The sequence below is a fragment of the Mesorhizobium sp. GbtcB19 genome (assembly GCF_019091085.1).
Taxonomy (GTDB): domain Bacteria; phylum Pseudomonadota; class Alphaproteobacteria; order Rhizobiales; family Rhizobiaceae; genus Mesorhizobium.
In genome coordinates, this window is sequence record NZ_JAGXJY010000002.1 from 212,895 (window position 1) to 229,584 (window position 16,690).

General features: G+C 63.7%; 17 protein-coding genes. 16 read left to right on the forward strand and 1 reads right to left on the reverse strand.

What is annotated here, in order from left to right; translation table 11 throughout:
- Positions 1 to 260 precede the first annotated feature (260 nt).
- From KVT37_RS04980 to KVT37_RS05055, 16 genes are all read left to right on the forward strand, one after another.
- The gene (locus KVT37_RS04980) at positions 261 to 1,127 is read left to right on the forward strand and encodes a hypothetical protein (protein WP_217570296.1); all 867 of its coding nucleotides are present in this window, start codon (positions 261 to 263) and stop codon (positions 1,125 to 1,127) included.
- A gap of 680 nt (positions 1,128 to 1,807) precedes the next feature.
- Entirely contained in the window at positions 1,808 to 3,061 is a 1,254-nt protein-coding gene (locus KVT37_RS04985) for a murein L,D-transpeptidase (protein WP_217570298.1), read from the forward strand.
- A 149-nt stretch (positions 3,062 to 3,210) separates the two neighbouring features.
- Entirely contained in the window at positions 3,211 to 4,851 is a 1,641-nt protein-coding gene (locus tag KVT37_RS04990) for a Na+/H+ antiporter (RefSeq protein ID WP_217570300.1), read from the forward strand.
- 126 nt (positions 4,852 to 4,977) lie between these two features.
- The gene (gene glyA / locus KVT37_RS04995) at positions 4,978 to 6,291 is read left to right on the forward strand and encodes a serine hydroxymethyltransferase (protein ID WP_217570302.1); all 1,314 of its coding nucleotides are present in this window, start codon (positions 4,978 to 4,980) and stop codon (positions 6,289 to 6,291) included.
- Between the two features lie 106 nt (positions 6,292 to 6,397).
- The gene (locus tag KVT37_RS05000) at positions 6,398 to 6,985 is read left to right on the forward strand and encodes a hypothetical protein (protein WP_254633820.1); all 588 of its coding nucleotides are present in this window, start codon (positions 6,398 to 6,400) and stop codon (positions 6,983 to 6,985) included.
- 141 nt (positions 6,986 to 7,126) lie between these two features.
- Positions 7,127 to 7,606 (forward strand): transcriptional regulator NrdR, encoded by a 480-nt coding sequence (gene nrdR, locus KVT37_RS05005; RefSeq protein WP_112099748.1) that lies wholly within the window; start codon positions 7,127 to 7,129, stop codon positions 7,604 to 7,606.
- 2 nt (positions 7,607 to 7,608) lie between these two features.
- Positions 7,609 to 8,736: a bifunctional diaminohydroxyphosphoribosylaminopyrimidine deaminase/5-amino-6-(5-phosphoribosylamino)uracil reductase RibD gene (ribD, locus tag KVT37_RS05010; protein ID WP_217570304.1), complete on the forward strand. Its 1,128-nt coding sequence runs from the start codon at positions 7,609 to 7,611 to the stop codon at positions 8,734 to 8,736.
- 61 nt (positions 8,737 to 8,797) lie between these two features.
- Complete coding sequence (locus KVT37_RS05015) at positions 8,798 to 9,415, forward strand: riboflavin synthase (protein WP_217570306.1); 618 nt, start codon at positions 8,798 to 8,800, stop codon at positions 9,413 to 9,415.
- Between the two features lie 46 nt (positions 9,416 to 9,461).
- Positions 9,462 to 9,833, forward strand: a complete 372-nt coding sequence (locus KVT37_RS05020) for a hypothetical protein (protein WP_217570308.1) — start codon at positions 9,462 to 9,464, stop codon at positions 9,831 to 9,833.
- A 297-nt stretch (positions 9,834 to 10,130) separates the two neighbouring features.
- Positions 10,131 to 10,625, forward strand: coding sequence for a 6,7-dimethyl-8-ribityllumazine synthase (gene ribH, locus KVT37_RS05025; protein ID WP_217570310.1), 495 nt, complete (start codon positions 10,131 to 10,133; stop codon positions 10,623 to 10,625).
- Entirely contained in the window at positions 10,622 to 11,116 is a 495-nt protein-coding gene (nusB, locus tag KVT37_RS05030; protein ID WP_217570312.1) for a transcription antitermination factor NusB, read from the forward strand. Before ribH ends, nusB begins: the two co-directional genes overlap by 4 nt.
- Positions 11,113 to 12,336 carry an MFS transporter gene (locus tag KVT37_RS05035; RefSeq protein ID WP_308642560.1) on the forward strand — a complete coding sequence of 408 codons (1,224 nt, stop codon included), beginning with the start codon at positions 11,113 to 11,115 and terminating at the stop codon, positions 12,334 to 12,336. Before nusB ends, KVT37_RS05035 begins: the two co-directional genes overlap by 4 nt.
- Before the next feature lie 160 nt (positions 12,337 to 12,496).
- Positions 12,497 to 13,408, forward strand: coding sequence for an ABC transporter substrate-binding protein (locus KVT37_RS05040; RefSeq protein WP_217570314.1), 912 nt, complete (start codon positions 12,497 to 12,499; stop codon positions 13,406 to 13,408).
- A 256-nt stretch (positions 13,409 to 13,664) separates the two neighbouring features.
- Positions 13,665 to 14,831 carry an ABC transporter permease gene (locus KVT37_RS05045; protein ID WP_217570315.1) on the forward strand — a complete coding sequence of 389 codons (1,167 nt, stop codon included), beginning with the start codon at positions 13,665 to 13,667 and terminating at the stop codon, positions 14,829 to 14,831.
- Positions 14,828 to 15,766, forward strand: coding sequence for an ABC transporter ATP-binding protein (locus KVT37_RS05050; RefSeq protein ID WP_217570317.1), 939 nt, complete (start codon positions 14,828 to 14,830; stop codon positions 15,764 to 15,766). Before KVT37_RS05045 ends, KVT37_RS05050 begins: the two co-directional genes overlap by 4 nt.
- Entirely contained in the window at positions 15,763 to 16,512 is a 750-nt protein-coding gene (locus tag KVT37_RS05055) for an ABC transporter permease (protein ID WP_217570319.1), read from the forward strand. The genes KVT37_RS05050 and KVT37_RS05055 overlap by 4 nt, the downstream gene beginning before the upstream one ends.
- A gap of 6 nt (positions 16,513 to 16,518) precedes the next feature.
- On the opposite strand, the gene KVT37_RS33975 is transcribed toward KVT37_RS05055, so the two are convergent.
- A complete protein-coding gene (locus tag KVT37_RS33975) occupies positions 16,519 to 16,668 on the reverse strand; it encodes a type II toxin-antitoxin system HicA family toxin (RefSeq protein ID WP_217570910.1) in 150 nt (49 codons plus the stop codon).
- Positions 16,669 to 16,690: the final 22 nt, after the last annotated feature.

Sequence of the window (16,690 nt, forward strand, 5' to 3'; positions counted from 1 at the left end):
ACATGCACCCTGCAGGCGGTGGAGCCGATCCCTGCTTCAGCTCCAACAGGCTCATAGGGAAGGTCCGTTGACGGGCTTACGATTTTCCGTGCCCCTCGTAGTTCCGCAACCGGCGTGATGGGAAACGTGTGAGGGCGATGACCTCTACTACATGAGCAGTGCGTCTTAACTGGGCGCACCAAAATATTGACATTTAACAATTCCGTAGAAGCTGCTAGCGTCCTTTTGGATCGGGCTTGCCGCGCCGATGGGAGGGGTTAATGCAACATTCCGCTCGTGCGCTCCTTGTAGGGAGCCTTTTTGTACTTGGAATTTCGTCAGACGCTGCGCCGTCGCAGTCTCCACCAAACACTTTTGAGGGCGCCGAGGATATAGGAGCGTTAGATATTGCGAGAACGGTACCAGGTAATGGCTTTCCTTACCTCCCATGTTTGCACCGCGAGGCAAAGGTATTGTTCAACAGCCCGGTCTATTCGAGCGCTTTTTTTCGTTTCGGTGTGAGCGGCAATCGCGCGCATATCTATATTCACCAGAATGAAAGCCCTCCACAGACATTATGGATGGACACCTACGATGGAAATCGGCACTTTCTCAAAGAGTATAAAGGGGCTGTTGGGGACACGATTGATGAGGAGTTCACAAGGGGAACCTATTATCTTCAAATACTAACTTCGAGCGGCGTCGCTCATAATCCTGACGGGTCAAACAGCGTCGCATTGGATATTGAAGGTTACCCTCCAGAAGTTCCGACCAACAGCCGTCCTGGGACAATCCCGCTTGGCAATTTTACCGGGAATCGGAGTGTCGACGGCGCAGTTTCGATCATTCTACGGAGCCACCCGGGCACTGGGGATTGCGCGAAAGGCTACGAATACGTAGACGCTCTTCACGTTTACTCGATGAACGCACCCAAGGGGCATTACCAGTTTAGCTTGGCCTACTCGGATTCGTTCGGGTTTAATCCCGGTGAGCTATCTGTTGAAGTGCAAGGATTGTCGGATTGGATCGACGCAAAAAACGTCGATTGGAACGGTGGCCAGATGGTTTTTAGAGTCGGGTCCCATAGCCCGGTCATGATCGGCGGTGAACGCTTCGCTAAGTATCGCGTCAGTATCAACAAGCAGTAACTCGCAAGTTGCGTTGCCAGGCTCGCAGTAAAATCCGCTGTCTAAATTAGAAACGTGTTGCCGGGGCCATCCGTTTCTAATCAGTGTATCTCTAGGGGGCTCAGCCGCTGCACTATCCGGCAAATTGCCGCTTAAAGGGGAGGGCCTCACGCGCTATGTCCTGCTTGCGATCTCCGCGGTAACCCTCGCCTCCATCCGCTTCCGCCGAGGCCATCTTCCAGAGCCGAAGCCCCGAAGGAAGCCCGACCGAATACCAGATCAACGACGTCGACGGTAATGTGGTGCTCGATGCTCGGGTGCGTCCGGCTACGACTATACGATCGAGCAACTCAAAGCCCTCTGCCCGAAACGGATGAAATAAGAGCAGGTGTGAAAGGCGGCGGCGAGCGGCTGCATCCAGGCGATGCAAAAAAGCATCGCCGCCCTTTCTTTCACCTTCCCGCCGCAAGCAAATCGCGGGCCAAGGCCACGTTGCCGCCATAATCGCGGGCAATGCGAAGTGTGGGTGATGCTGCGGGCCTGTGCCCTGCGCTCCTTGGAACCTGCGTGGCGGCAGCGCGTTTCTGGCAGCCGGCGATGGAGGTCATGGTTGGCGAATTGTTAAGTTTGCCACCCCTAGAGTGCGGACAAGCCGCCCGGCAAGCGAATTGAGCGAGAGCGATTAAGCAAGAATGTCTGCCATGAGAACCAGCCGCCGTTTCTTCCTCACCGGAGCCTCCGCGCTCGCCGCTGCGATGGTCGCCGGCCATGCCAGCGCGCAGGACGTGGTCGGGGACATCCTGAAATCCTCTACGCGCGGCAATTGGGACGACCAGTTCGACGCCCGCGCCAGCGACACCAACAAGGTCGCCTCGACGCTGCCGATCTTCAGCCAGCAGACCGTCGCCTTTACCGAGCAGGCGGTCGCGCAATACCAGAACATCGTCTCGCAGGGTGGCTGGGAGCAGGTTCCCGCGACCAAGAAATTGCAGCTCGGCGTCGACGATCCGGATGTCGTTCCGCTGCGCAAGCGCCTGATGGTTTCGGGCGACCTGCCGCAGAGCGCCGGCATTTCGACGGCCTTCGATTCCTATGTCGACTCGGCGGTGAAGCGCTTCCAGCTCCGTCATGGCCTGCCGGCCGACGGCTCGATGGGCAAATACACCTATACGGCGATGAACGTCTCGGCGCAGATCCGGCTCGGCCAGTTGCAGACCAACCTGCAGCGCCTGAAGGAGAAGGCCGGCACGCTCGGCAGCCGCTATGTGCTGGTCGACATTCCCGGCGCCCAGATCGAAGCGGTCGAGAACGAGCGCGTCGTGCTGCGCCATACCGCCATCGTCGGCAAGATCGACCGCCAGACGCCGATCGTGAATTCGAAGATCAACGAGATCATCGTCAATCCGTACTGGAACGCGCCGGTCTCGATCGTGCGCAAGGACATCATTCCGCTGATGCGGAAGGACCCGAACTACCTCAAGGAAAGCCACATCCGGCTGTTCGCGCCGGACGGTAGCGAAGTCGATCCGATGAATGTCGACTGGTCGACGGACGATGCCGCGAAATATCGTTTCCGCCAGGATCCTGGCAGCAACAACGCCATGGCCTCGGTCAAGATCAACTTCCCGAGCCCGGACGGCGTCTACATGCACGACACGCCGCAGCAGAGCCTGTTCGGCAAGCTGATGCGCTTCGATTCGTCCGGCTGCGTGCGCGTCCAGAACGTGCGCGACCTCGTCACTTGGATCCTGCGCGACACGCCCGGCTGGGACCGCCAGCATTTCGAAGCGGCGATCAAGACCGGCGAGAACACGCCGATCAATGTGGTCAATCCTGTGCCGGTGCACTTCCTCTATCTGTCGGCCTGGTCGACCGGCCCGGGCGTCGTGCAGTTCCGCGACGACATTTACGGCCTCGACGGCGCCCAAGAGCTGCAGATCAGCTCCGCGCAGTAAGCGTCTGATCCTGAACCCAAAAAGGCCGCTCTCGCAGCGGCCTTTTTTGTTTAAGGCGTGTCGAGATTCAAGTCAGGCCGAGTCGGAAGGCATCGCTGGACGCGGCGCGCTCAATTGCGCATGGTCCGCCAGGGAGCCGGAATCGCGCCATGGACGTCGCCATCTTCATCCTCGTCGTGCTCGCCTTCGTGACGCTGTCAGGCGCGCTGGTGCGGCTGGTGCGCGTGCCGCTGCCGGTGTTGCAGATCGCGATCGGCGCAGCGCTTGCCTGGCCGGCGCGCGGCCTGCATGTCGAGATCGATCCGGAACTGTTCCTGCTGGTGTTCATTCCGCCGCTTCTGTTCGGCGACGCCTTTTCGGCGCCGAAGCGCGAGCTGATCGCGTTGCGCGATCCGATCCTCGACCTCGCCATCGGGCTGGTCTTCTTTACCATCGTCGGGTTCGGCTATGCTTTGCACTGGCTGGTGCCGAGCATCCCGCTGGTCGTCGCCTTCGCGCTTGCCGCCGTGCTGTCGCCGACCGATGCGGTCGCCGTATCCTCGATCGTCGACCGCAATCTCGTTCCCGCGCGACTGATGCACATATTGGAAGGCGAGTCGCTGCTGAACGACGCTTCCGGCCTGGTGATATTCCGCTTCACGGTCGCCGCGGCGCTGACCGGCAGCTTTTCGTTTGCCGCGGCATCGCTGAGCTTTCTCTTTGCGGTCGCGGTCGGCATTCTTGCCGGCGTTGCTGCGCTGTTTATCGCCGCGAAGTCGTTGCAGATCCTCGGCCGCATCACCAGCACTCCGGCCGAAGCACAGGTGCTGGTCATGGTGCTGCTGCCTTTCGTCGCCTACCTGATCGCCGAGCATTTCGGCGCTTCCGGCATTCTGGCGGCGGTCACCGCCGGCCTTCTGACCGGATACTCCGGCATCGTCCGCCACATGGCGGTTTCGGCGCGCATCCAGACGATTTCGCTCTGGTCGATGCTGATCTTCATGTTCAACGGCTCGCTCTTCATCCTGCTCGGCCTGCAACTGCCCGACATCATCCGCAAGGTGCCGCCGGAGCTGACGACCCGGCACTGGCTGTTCGAGCCGGCATTGACCGTGCTGCTGCTCACGCTTTGCCTGATCGCGCTGCGCTATGTCTGGATCTGGATCGGCGACATGGGCGCCGTGCTGGCAGCGCGGCTAGGCAAGCGCAAGGCCGAACCGTTCGGCTTTCGCGTCAGGCTTGCTGGCTCGATCGCCGGCGTGCGCGGCGCCGTCACGCTGGCCGGCATCCTGTCCCTGCCGCTCACCTTGCAGGACGGCTCGCCTTTTCCGGCGCGCGATCTCGTGATCTTCCTCGCCGCCGGCGTCATCATCTGCTCGCTGGCGATTGCCAGCCTTGCGCTGCCGACGGTCGCGCGCGGCCTCGTCGAGCCAGGCGAACATCCCGGTGCAGCCGAAGAGCGACGGGCACGGGTCAGCGCCGCCAACGCGGCCATCGCCAGGATCGAAGGCCTCGCCGGCGACAGCAACGAGGGCGAGGCGGCTGAGATGAAGCTCGCCATCGCCGAGAGCGTCGCCTCCATCTACCGGCGCCGCATCTCGCTGTCCGACGGCGCCGATGAAGCCCGCGCCGAGGCGCGCGAATCCGGCCGCATCGAGGTCGAGCTCAGGCTTGCCGGCATCGGGGCCGAGCGCGCCGAGTTGCAAGCCATGCTGCGCCGCGGTGACATCAATGACCACACCGCGCGCAAGCTGTTCACCGAGATCACCTTCACGGAAGCGATCCTCAAGGGCCGCGAACCGCGGGATTAGCAGCCTGCAGGCCCGCCTTGGCGCAAAACGGCCAGCAAATTTCGCGCCGCAAACGTGGCGGCCCGGAAACAACTGTGTTAATGCGCGGCGACCTCGCAGACCTCCGGCCCCAAGGGAAAGCAAGCCATGTCAAATGCCGCGGCATCCTCCAGCAAATTCGAATCCTTTTTCGAGACCACGCTCGCCGATGCCGATCCGGAAATCTTCGGCGCCATCCGCAACGAGCTCGGCCGCCAGCGCCATGAGATCGAGCTGATCGCATCCGAAAACATCGTGTCGCGCGCCGTGCTCGAGGCGCAAGGCTCGATCATGACCAACAAATATGCCGAGGGCTATCCCGGCAAGCGCTACTATGGCGGCTGCCAGTTCGTCGACGTGGCCGAGGAACTGGCCATCGAACGCGCCAAAAAGCTGTTCGGCTGCAACTTCGCCAACGTCCAGCCGAATTCGGGCAGCCAGATGAACCAGGCCGTGTTCCTGGCGCTGCTGCAGCCCGGCGACACTTTCATGGGCCTCGACTTGAATTCGGGCGGCCACCTTACCCATGGCTCGCCGGTCAATATGAGCGGCAAGTGGTTCAAGGTCGTCTCCTACGGCGTGCGCAAGGAAGACCACCTGCTCGACATGGACGCGATCGAGAAGACCGCGCACGAGACCAAGCCGAAGCTGATCCTGGCCGGCGGCACCGCCTATTCGCGCATCTGGGACTGGAAGCGTTTCCGCGAGATCGCCGATTCGATCGGCGCCTATCTGATGGTCGACATGGCGCATATCGCCGGCCTGGTCGCCGGCGGCGTGCATCCCTCGCCGCTGCCTTACGCCCATGTCGTGACCACGACCACGCACAAGTCGCTGCGCGGCCCGCGCGGCGGCATGATCCTGTGCAACGACGAGGACATCGCCAAGAAGATGAATTCGGCGGTGTTCCCGGGCCTGCAGGGCGGCCCGCTGATGCATGTCATCGCCGCCAAGGCGGTGGCGCTTGGCGAGGCGCTGAAGCCGAGCTTCAAGGCCTATGCCGAAAGCATCGTCGCCAATGCCAAGGCGCTGGCGTCCAGCCTGCAGGAGACCGGCCTCGACATCGTCTCGGGCGGCACCGACAACCACCTGATGCTGGTCGATCTTCGTCCGAAGAACGCCACCGGCAAGCGCGCGGAAGCCGCGCTCGGCCGCGCCAATATTACCTGCAACAAGAACGGCATCCCGTTCGACCCGGAAAAGCCCTTCGTCACGTCGGGCGTGCGCCTCGGCACGCCGGCTGGCACCACGCGCGGCTTCGGCCAGGCCGAATTCCGCGAAATCGGCAAGCTGATCGCCGAGGTGCTGGACGGGCTGAAGGTGGCGAATTCCGACGAAGGCAATGCGGCGGTCGAGGCCGCGGTGAAGGCCAAGGTCACGGCGCTGACCGATCGCTTCCCGCTCTACCCATATCTCGGTTGAGCCTGTCTGCCGGCTGCCCTTCACTCGGTTGACGGGGCGCCGCGTGTCATCTTTTATCCTTGCGCTTCGCGCCGCCCCTTGATCGGGCGGCGCGGCTGGAGACTTGATGATGCGCATTTTCCGTCCTGCCGCCCTGGCACTGTCTGGCTCGCTGGCCGCTTTCGCGCTGTCCGGCGCGGCTGCGCAGGAACAGCCCAACGCCGACATGCCGGTCACCAACACTTTCGGCAAGTGGACCACCATCATCGATACGCTCGATACCGGGCAGGATACGCACAAGACCTGCGCCGCCTCGACCGCTTTCGTCGACGGCCTCGGCAATGCGGGCTCCTTGACGATGTCGATCTCGACCGGTGACGCGCTGCCGCCGGATGCCTATCCGGCCATCATGTTCATCGTCGACAACAAGACCTTGCCGACCGGCAGCAAGATCGCCGCGACCTTCGGCGACCCTGGCGTGAAGGTTGCCGCGACCGTTAGCTCCAACCCTGCCGCCGGCGGCCGTCCCAGCTGGATGGTCGACAACCAGGCCAAGACCAGCCTTGCCTTGCTGCGCGCCATGCGCAAGGTCACCTCGCTCGATGTGGTCTTCGGCAAGCAGACGGTGGCCAGCATCCCGATGGACGGCTTCACCAAGGCGTACCGCAATCTCGGCACGTCCTGCGGTTTCCCGACCAAGGACGTGGCGCCCTGAGCCTGCTGGCCGTCGGCGGCAGGGCGCTGGCAATTGTGCTTGCGCCTCGCTATCTCTGCTACGAAGGCTCCGCGCTTTGCCATGGCGGCAAAACACACTAAGCCTTCCGCAGCCTGAGAATCGCCAAACCGAAAGCTTCCTATGCGCTGTCCCTATTGCCAGTCCGAAGATACGCAGGTGAAGGATTCGCGTCCCGCCGAGGACGGCGCCGCGATCCGCAGGCGGCGGGTGTGCCCCGATTGCGGCGGCCGTTTCACGACCTTCGAGCGCGTCCAGCTGCGCGACCTCGTCGTCGTCAAGAAGTCCGGCCGTAAGGTGCCTTTCGATCGCGACAAGCTGCTGCGCTCCGTCGAGATCGCGGTGCGCAAGCGCAATGTCGACCCCGAGCGCATCGACCGCGCCGTGACCGGCATCGTGCGCCAGCTCGAAAGCTCCGGCGAAACCGAGATTGCCTCAGGCGAGGTCGGCCGGCTGGTGATGGAGGCGCTCAAATCTCTGGATGACGTCGCCTATGTCCGCTTCGCCTCGGTCTATCGCAATTTCCGCGAAGCCAAGGATTTCCACGAACTGCTGGGCGAATTGAAGGGCGACGAGGAAAAGACCGAAGAGGACGCCGGCTGATCATGGCGCAAGCTCAGCTGAACGAGGCCGCGCAGGCGGCGCTTGATCGCCGTTTCATGGCCGCGGCCATCAGGCTGTCGCGCCGCAATGCCGGCCGCACCTCGACCAACCCCTCCGTAGGGACGATTATCGTGCGTGACGACGGCGCCGGCCCGATGATCGTCGGCACCGGCGTGACGGCCGTCGGCGGCCGGCCGCATGCCGAGACCGAGGCGCTGGCCGAGGCCGGCGAACTCGCGCGCGGTGCTACCGCTTACGTTACTCTGGAGCCTTGCGCCCACCACGGCCGCACGCCGCCCTGCGCCAACGCGCTGGTCAATGCCGGCGTGGCGCGCGTCGTAGGTGCTGCGAGCGATCCCGACCCCCGCGTGTCCGGCCAGGGCTACGCAATCCTGCGCGCCGCGGGCGTGGAGGTGGTGGAGAAGGTGCTGGCCGCCGAGGCCGCCGAGCAGATGGCAGGTTATCTGACTCGCTCTCTGAAGAAACGCCCGGAAGTAACGCTGAAGCTTGCGCTTTCGAGTGACGGCAAGATCGGCCGCAAAGGCGCAGGCCAAGTCGCGATCACCGGCGAGATCGCGCGCCGCGATGTCTATCTGATGCGCGCCGAGGCCGACGCCATCCTGGTCGGCATTGGGACCGCGCTCGAGGACGACCCGGCGCTGACCGTGCGCCTGCCGGGGCTGGAGAACCGCTCGCCGGCGCGCATCATCCTCGATCGGCAGATCAGGCTGCCGGAGACGTCCAAGCTGGTGTCCGGCGTCGACCGCGTGCCGCTCTATATCGCCTCCTGCCTCGAAGCCGATCCGCATCGGCGCGCGGCGCTCGAGCGTGCCGGCGTGCGCTTCATCGGCACCGAAACCCATGAAGGCGTCGTTGCGCTCCCGGAATTGCTCGAGGACCTTGCCGCGCTCGGCATGGCAAGTGTTCTGGTCGAAGGCGGCGCCAAGGTGGCCAAGGCTTTCCTAGAGGAAGATCTGGTCGATCGCATCGTCCTGTTCCATGGCCCGGAGGCGATCGGCGAGGATGGCATTGCATCGCCGATCGACGCCGACCATATCCCGGCAGGGTTTCGCAGACTGCGCCAGATGCGGTTTGGCGAGGACAGCTATGCCGAATGGGTGAGACCATGATCCCAAAAAGTGGAGACCGGTTTTTGGATCAGATCATGGTCAAAACGAAAGAAACTTTCTGATGTTTACTGGGATTGTCACTGACGTAGGCACTGTCGCTTCGGCAAAGCCGCTGGCCGAGGGCGTCGGCCTGCGCATCGACACTGCCTACGATCCCGAGACCATCGCCATCGGCGCCTCGATCTCTTGTGGCGGCGTCTGCCTCACCGTCACCGCGCTCCCCGAACACGGTTCGAACGCGCGCTGGTTCGAGGTCGAGGCCTGGGAGGAAGCGCTCAGGCTGACCACGGCGTCGAGCTGGAAATCCGGCACAAGGATCAATCTCGAACGGGCGCTGAAGATCGGCGACGAGCTCGGCGGCCACATCGTCTCCGGCCATGTCGACGGCACCGCCGAGATCGTCGAGCGCAAGGAGGAGGGCGATGCCGTGCGCTTCACGCTGGAAGCTCCGCGCCATCTGGCAAAATTCATCGCGCCTAAGGGTTCGGTCGCGCTCGACGGCACCTCGCTCACCGTCAACAAGGTGGAAGGCACCCGCTTCGATGTGCTGCTCATCCATCACTCGCTGACCGTCACCACCTGGGGCGAGCGCCAGGCCGGCGACCGGGTGAACATCGAGATCGACACCATGGCCCGCTACGCCGCGCGCCTGGCGGAGGCAGCGAAAGAGGGGCTATAACCCGCAATCCATTGACCGACATGGCGGCCATCCCGAGACACGGCATTTGATCAGCGATACTGAAAATCTAGTCTATGAGGCGGTCCGGGACCTCGACAGCTCACAAACCTATAAAGATCTGCTGTCCGATGACGTAGGGGAGCAGATCAGGGCGATTCTCAGCATATCGTGGCACGATGACTGGCGTTTTGCGCAGGATGTCTGCTTCAAGTATGCGCGTCACGGCAATCCAGATGTGCGAAACATCTCGATTGCTGGGCTGGGTCATATCGCACGCATTCACGGCGCCATCGAGGTGTGTTCAGTTCTGGAACTTGTCGGCGAACTTCGCCGGGCCGGCTTGGGCAGCGGTCGCATCGAAGACATGTTTGATGATATCATGGTCTTTGTTGCTCGACAGGGAAGGCGAGAGGTTTAGTCGTGGCCAATGCATAACGGCAACGTCGCCGAGCCGTTTGAATGGAGAGTGGCTGGCATGGAAAACAGGGACTCTAGAGACCAAGAGCGACTTACTCTCGAAGCGTTGGCCGATGTCGATGCCGGTCGTGTTGTGGATCACAAAGCCGTTCTCGCTTGGGCCGAAAGCCTCAGTTCAGTCTATCCGCTCCCAGCACCTTGGCCACAGACACGATAGCCCTCACACCCCTCCGCCAATCTTCCGCTTGCGATCAATCCGGCTTCGGCCTAAGTCACCGGCAACCCCCCGGAGATTTTTATGGCTGGCACATCCCAACACGGCAAAGCGTTCATTCGCCCGAAGGCGAAGGCGCATCTGCTCATTGTCGAAGCGCGTTTTCACGACGATCTCGCCGACGCTCTGCTCGAAGGCGCGACCGGCGCGCTCGACGAAGCCGGCGCCACCTATGATGTCGTGACGGTTCCCGGTTCGCTGGAAATCCCGGCCGTGATATGCTTCGCGCTCGACGGCGCCGCCGAAGGCGGAACGCATTATGACGGCTTCGTCGCGCTCGGCACCGTCATTCGCGGCGACACCTATCATTTCGACATCGTCGCCAATGAATCGAGCCGTGCACTGATGGACCTTTCGGTGCAGGAGGCGGTCGCGATCGGCAATGGCATTCTGACCACCGAGAACGACGCGCAGGCCTGGGCGCGTGCGAAAAAGACGGAAGGCGACAAGGGCGGCTTCGCCGCGCGCGCGGCGCTGACCATGATCGCACTCAAAGAGAAACTCGGAGCCCAATCGTGAGCGATCCCGCCTCGACCGGTGCGGTGCGCCACGCCAACAAGCGCGGTGCCGCCCGTCTTGCCGCCGTCCAGGCGCTCTACCAGATGGATGTGTCCGGCAGCGGCGTCTTCGAGATCACGGCCGAATACGAGGCCTTCCGCCTCGGCAAGGAAGTCGACGGCGCGCTCTACCGCGAGGCCGACGCGCAGTGGTTCCGCGCCATCCTGACCGGCGTGGTCGAAAACCAGAAGACCATCGATCCCGTCATCCGCCAGGCGTTGACCGAGGACTGGCCGCTGTCGCGGCTGGATTCGACGCTGCGCGCCATCCTGCGCGCCGGCGTCTATGAATTGATGAAGCGCGAGGACGTGCCGGTGGCCGTGATCGTCTCCGAATATGTCGACATCGCCAAGGCCTTTTACGAGGAAGACGAGCCGAAGCTGGTGAACGCCGTTCTCGATCGTGTCTCGCGCCGGGTTCGCGGCGAAGGACGTGGCAAGGACGCTTCGTGACCATCGCAGAGGCCGTGGTCGCCGAGACCGGCAGGGAAGGGCGCCGCACCGCGGTGCTGCTTGCCGCCGCGCAGGCAATCGTCGGCTCCGCCGCTCCGATCGCCATTTCGCTGGGCGCGCTCGCCGGCCAATACCTGCTCGGTCCCGACAAGTCGCTGGCGACGGCGCCGGTCACCGGCTTCAACATCGGCGTGGCGCTCGGCGCCTTGCCGGCCGCCGCCATCATCCGCAACCTCGGCCATCGCGGCGGCTTCATGACTGGCACGACCGTCACGGCGCTCGGCGGTCTGGTCGCGACGCTCGCGCTCTATCAGGCGAGCTTTTGGCTGTTCGCCTTCGGCCTTTGCGTCATCGGCGTCGGCGGCGCCTTCGTCCAGCAGTTCCGCTTCGCCGCCGCCGACAACGCGCCGCCCGAATTCAAGGCCCGCGCCATTTCCTTCGTGCTGGCGGGCGGCATCATCACCGCCATCCTCGGGCCACAGATCGTCATCTACACGCGCGAATTGCTGGCTCCGGTGATGTTTGCCGGGTCCTTCGCCTCGATCCTGCCGCTCGCGGCAGCCGGCGCGCTCATTCTGTCGTTCCTGCGTGTCTCCTCGCGGACCAACGCCGTCACGCAGACCGCCGCAAGTGATGCCCGGCCGCTGGCCGAAATCGTCACCCAGCCGCGTTTCGTCGCGGCGCTCTTCTGCACCGTCGGCAGCTACGCGCTGATGAGCTTCGTCATGACCGGCGCGCCGCTCGCCATGGTCGGCTGCGGCCTGTCGGAGGACAATGCGACGCTCGGCATTTCCTGGCACGTCATGGCCATGTTCGGGCCGAGCTTCTTCACCGGCTCGCTGATCCATCGCTTCGGCGCTGAACGCATCGTTGCCACCGGCCTCGTCCTGCTGATCGGCTGCGCCACGGTGGCGCTTTCCGGGCTGCATCTGTGGCAGTTTTGGACGGCGCTGATCCTGCTCGGCCTCGGCTGGAACTTCGGCTTCATCGGCGCCACCGCCATGGTCGCGGCCAGCTACCGGCCCTCCGAGAAGAGCAAGGTCCAGGGCTTTCACGACTTCGTCCTGTTCGGCTCCGTCGCCTTCGCTTCGTTGATGTCGGGCGCCATCTACAATGCCTGGGGCTGGACCATGTTGAACTGGATCGTCTTCCCGGTCGTCGCTCTCTGCTTCCTGGCGCTGGTTACCCTGAAGTTGGCGGGCTTGCGCGCCGCTAGCTGACATTACGCTGTCGGGACCGGGCTCGGCATCCGCCTCGCGCGCGGAACAAAAATATTGCGCTGATCCTATCAGTTATGAAACCGTGTACCCCGACTGGTTGTTATAGCCATGCTCATATGCGCCCCACCGGATTCTCGGTTCATAGCAAGGGATTTTCACAATGTTTTCAATCGGAAAGCTCGCCGTAGCGGCCGTCGCGCTCGGTCTCACCGCCGCCTCGGCCAGCGCCCAGGTCGTCGTCTCCTCCAAGATCGACACCGAGGGCGGGGTGCTGGGCAACATCATCCAGCTCGTGCTCAACGCCAACAACATCAAGACCACGGACCGCATCCAGCTCGGCGCGACGCCGGTGGTGCGCAAGGCGATCACCGCTGGTGAGATCGACATCTATCCCGAATACACCGGCAATGCCGCGTTCTTCTTCCAGAAGGCCGACGATCCGGTCTGGAAAGACGCAGCCAAGGCCTACGAGACCGCCAAGAAGCTCGACTATGACGCCAACAAGATCGTCTGGCTGTCGCCGTCGCCGGCCAACAACACCTGGGCGATCGCGCTGCGCAAGGAAGTGACCGACGAGAACAAGCTGGTCACGCTTTCGGACTTCGGCAAATACGTCGCCGGCGGCGGCAAGGTGGTGCTCGCGGCTTCCGCCGAGTTCGTCAATTCGGCGGCGGCGCTTCCGGCCTTCCAGACGACCTATGGCTTCACGCTGAAGCCTGACCAGCTGATCACGCTCTCCGGCGGCGATACCGCCGCGACCATCGCCGCGGCCGCCAACCAGACCAACGGCGCCAACGCCGCCATGGTCTACGGCACCGATGGCGGCATCCAGCCCTCCGGCCTCGTCGTGCTCGAGGACGACAAGGGCGTGCAGCCCGTCTACCAGCCGGCGCCGATCATCCGCGAAGAAGTCCTGAAGCAGCATCCCGAAATCGAGGCGCTGCTGAAGCCGGTCTTCGCCAAGCTCGATCTTGTCACGCTGCAGGAGTTGAACGGCCGGGTCCAGCTGGGCGGCGAGCCTGCCAAGGGGGTGGCGGAGGACTTTTTGAAGAAGAACGGGTTCTTGAAGTAACAAGCTCCGCCCGAAAAAGCGCGACGCTGGTGCGAGGCCCCCCTCTCTGTCCTGCCGGACATCTCCCCCTCAAGGGGGGAGATTGGCAGCTCCCGTGCCTCGCTTCTTTTTTCAGCTTTGGAGATTGGCGAAAGCGCTTACGACATCTGATCTCCCCCCTTGAGGGGGAGATGGCCGGCAGGCCAGAGAGGGGGGCTTCGAGCAAGCCTCGCAATCCTTATTGCTCAACGCCCGCCACGCAGCACAGGCGAGCATCATGACCATCCGCTTCGACAAGCTGGGGGTGGTCATCGCGGTGATCGTGGCCTATGCGGCGCTCCTCGCCCCCTTCGCCACGTTCCGCGCCAACCGCATCGTGCCGGGACAGGCACGTTCGATAATCGATGCGCTGCCGCCGACGCTTGGCCCGCTGCTGTTGGCGATTGTGATCGTGGGCGGCATCGTCGCGCTGCTCAGGACGCAGCTCATGCTCAGGCTCGCCGCCAGCATCGTCGCGCTGGTCGCCCTTGCGATCCTGATCGGCGTCGCCGGCGGTTTCCTGACTCCGGCCGGCAACACCTTCGCCCGCGTCGCTCCGGCCTCCGGTTTCTGGCTGCTGATCTTTGCCTTCACGCTGCTCCTGGCCGACGTGCTGACGCGGCTGAACCTGTCGCCCTGGTCACGCGTCGGCGTGCTGGTGCTCGCCGCGCTCGCCATTGCCGCCCTGCTCGTGTCGGGAAGCTGGGACAGTCTCTCCATCCTCAAGGAATATGCCACCCGCGCCGACAGTTTCTGGGCCGAAGCTTCCAAGCACGTCACGCTGGCGCTGGGTTCGCTGGCCGGCGCGGTGATTGTCGGCATACCGCTCGGCATCCTTTGCCACCGCGTCGAGAAACTGCGGGCCGGCGTGCTCAACGTGCTCAACATCATCCAGACCATTCCGTCGATCGCGCTGTTCGGCCTGCTGATCGCGCCGCTCGGCTGGGTCGCCGTTCATGTGCCGGGCGCGGCCGCGATCGGCATCAGGGGCATCGGCACCGCGCCGGCCTTTGTCGCGCTCTTCCTCTATTCGCTGCTGCCGGTGGTGGCCAACACCGTGGTCGGGCTGGCTGGTGTACCCCGCGCTGCCAACGATGCCGCGCGCGGCATGGGCATGACCGACCGCCAGCGCCTGTTCGATGTCGAGTTCCCGCTTGCCTTTCCGGTGATCCTGACCGGCATTCGCATCGTGCTGGTGCAGAATATCGGCCTTGCCACCATTGCCGCGCTGATCGGCGGCGGTGGCTTCGGCGTGTTTGTTTTCCAGGGTGTCGGTCAGACGGCGATGGATCTCGTGCTGCTCGGCGCGCTGCCCACCGTGGCGCTGGCCTTTGCGGCGGCCATCATCCTCGACGCGGTCATCGAAATGACCGCCACCAGGCGCAGGGTAGTTGAAACGGCATGATCGAGATCGAAGGCATCACCAAGCGCTATGACGAGACGACCGTGGTCGACAATGTTTCGATGGTCATCGAGCCGCGCACCATCGCCACCATTGTCGGCACGTCGGGATCCGGCAAGACGACGCTGCTCAGGATGATCAACCGGCTGGTCGAGCCGACCTCGGGCGTCATCAAGCTCGACGGCGCCGACAACCGCTCCGTGCCGGATTATCAGCTGCGCCGCAGCATCGGCTACGCCATCCAGGGCCATGGCCTGTTTCCGCACCGTACGGTGGCGCAGAACATCGCCACCGTGCCGCTGTTGCTCGGCTGGGACAGGGATCGCATCAAGGCGCGCGTCGACGAGTTGATGACGCTCTACCAGCTCGACCCGCAAGCTTATGGCCCGCGCTACCCGCATGAGCTTTCCGGCGGCCAGCAGCAGCGCGTCGGCGTTGCCCGCGCTTTGGCCGCCGAGCCCAACGTGCTCTTGATGGACGAGCCCTTCGGCGCGCTCGACCCGATCATCCGCACCAAGGCGCAGGAGGATCTGCTGGCGATCCAGAAGCGTTTTGGCACCACCATCATCCTGGTCACCCACGACATGGAGGAAGCGGTGCATCTTGGCGATAAGATCGCCGTCATGGATGCGGGCAAGCTGGTGCAATACGCCAAGCCGGCCGAGATTCTCGCGAGACCCGCGAGCGATTTCGTCGAGACACTGGTCGGCGCCAGCGAAAGGCCGTTCCGGCTGCTGTCGCTTGGCCACGTGCGCGACGCCGTGGAGCCGGGCGGTGCCGAAGGCGAAGCGATCCCGGGCGACGCCACGCAGCGCGACGCGCTGGCCGAGCTCCTGTGGTCGGGGCGCCCCGCGCTGCCGGTGAAAGACACCGACGGCAAGCTGCTCGGCCGTATTACCGTCGAGGGATTGGTGAAACGCGCGGCGAGGCCGCAATGAAAGCCTGGCTGCCCGCGCTGCTGAGGCTGGCCGTTCTGGTGCTGCTGGTGGTTTTCATCACCAATCCAAGTTGGTTCGAGCCGCTGCTGAAACCACTGACCGAGAACGGCGCGCCGGCGATCTACAATCAGGGCAGCCTGCTGACGCTGACCTTGCAGCATCTGTGGACCGTGCTGATCGCGACGGTTGCGGCGACGATCGTCGCCGTGGCGCTCGCCATCCTGGTTACCAGGCCGGCGGGCGCCGAGTTCCTGCCCTTGTCGCGCAGCCTGGTCAATATCGGCCAGACCTTTCCGCCGGTCGCGGTGCTGGCGCTTGCGGTGCCGGCTGTCGGTTTCGGCGAAAAGCCGACGCTGATAGCGCTTTTCCTCTATGGGTTGCTGCCGATCTTCGAGAATGCGCTGACGGCGCTCACAACGCTGCCCGGCAACGTCATGGAAGCGGCGCGCGGCGCCGGCATGACCGGCTGGCAGAGGCTGTTGAAGGTCGAGTTGCCGCTCAGCGCCCCGGTAATCCTCGGCGGCATCCGGCTCTCGGTGGTCATCGGCCTCGCCACCGCGACAATCGGATCCACGGTCGCTGCCAAGACGCTGGGCGAGGTCATCATCGCCGGCCTGATCTCGAACAATCTTGCCTTCGTGCTGCAGGGCGGCCTGATCGTCGCCGCGCTGGCGGTGCTGATCTATGACGGCCTGTCGGCCATCGAGCGCTACGCCGCGCGCCGCATGGGGCAGGGGGCGGAATAGCGAGGTTCAGACGTCATTTTCGTTGATTTCCGCCATCTTCAGGAGATGACGAACGAGTCCTGTTTTGAGCGGCTTTTTGCCGTGTATTGGGATAGAGAGGCGGACAATGCTTCCCTCTTTTCCATAAATGTGGTGGCTATTCGCAGAAGTTGCCAGCCTCGCCGCTCAACAGCCTTGG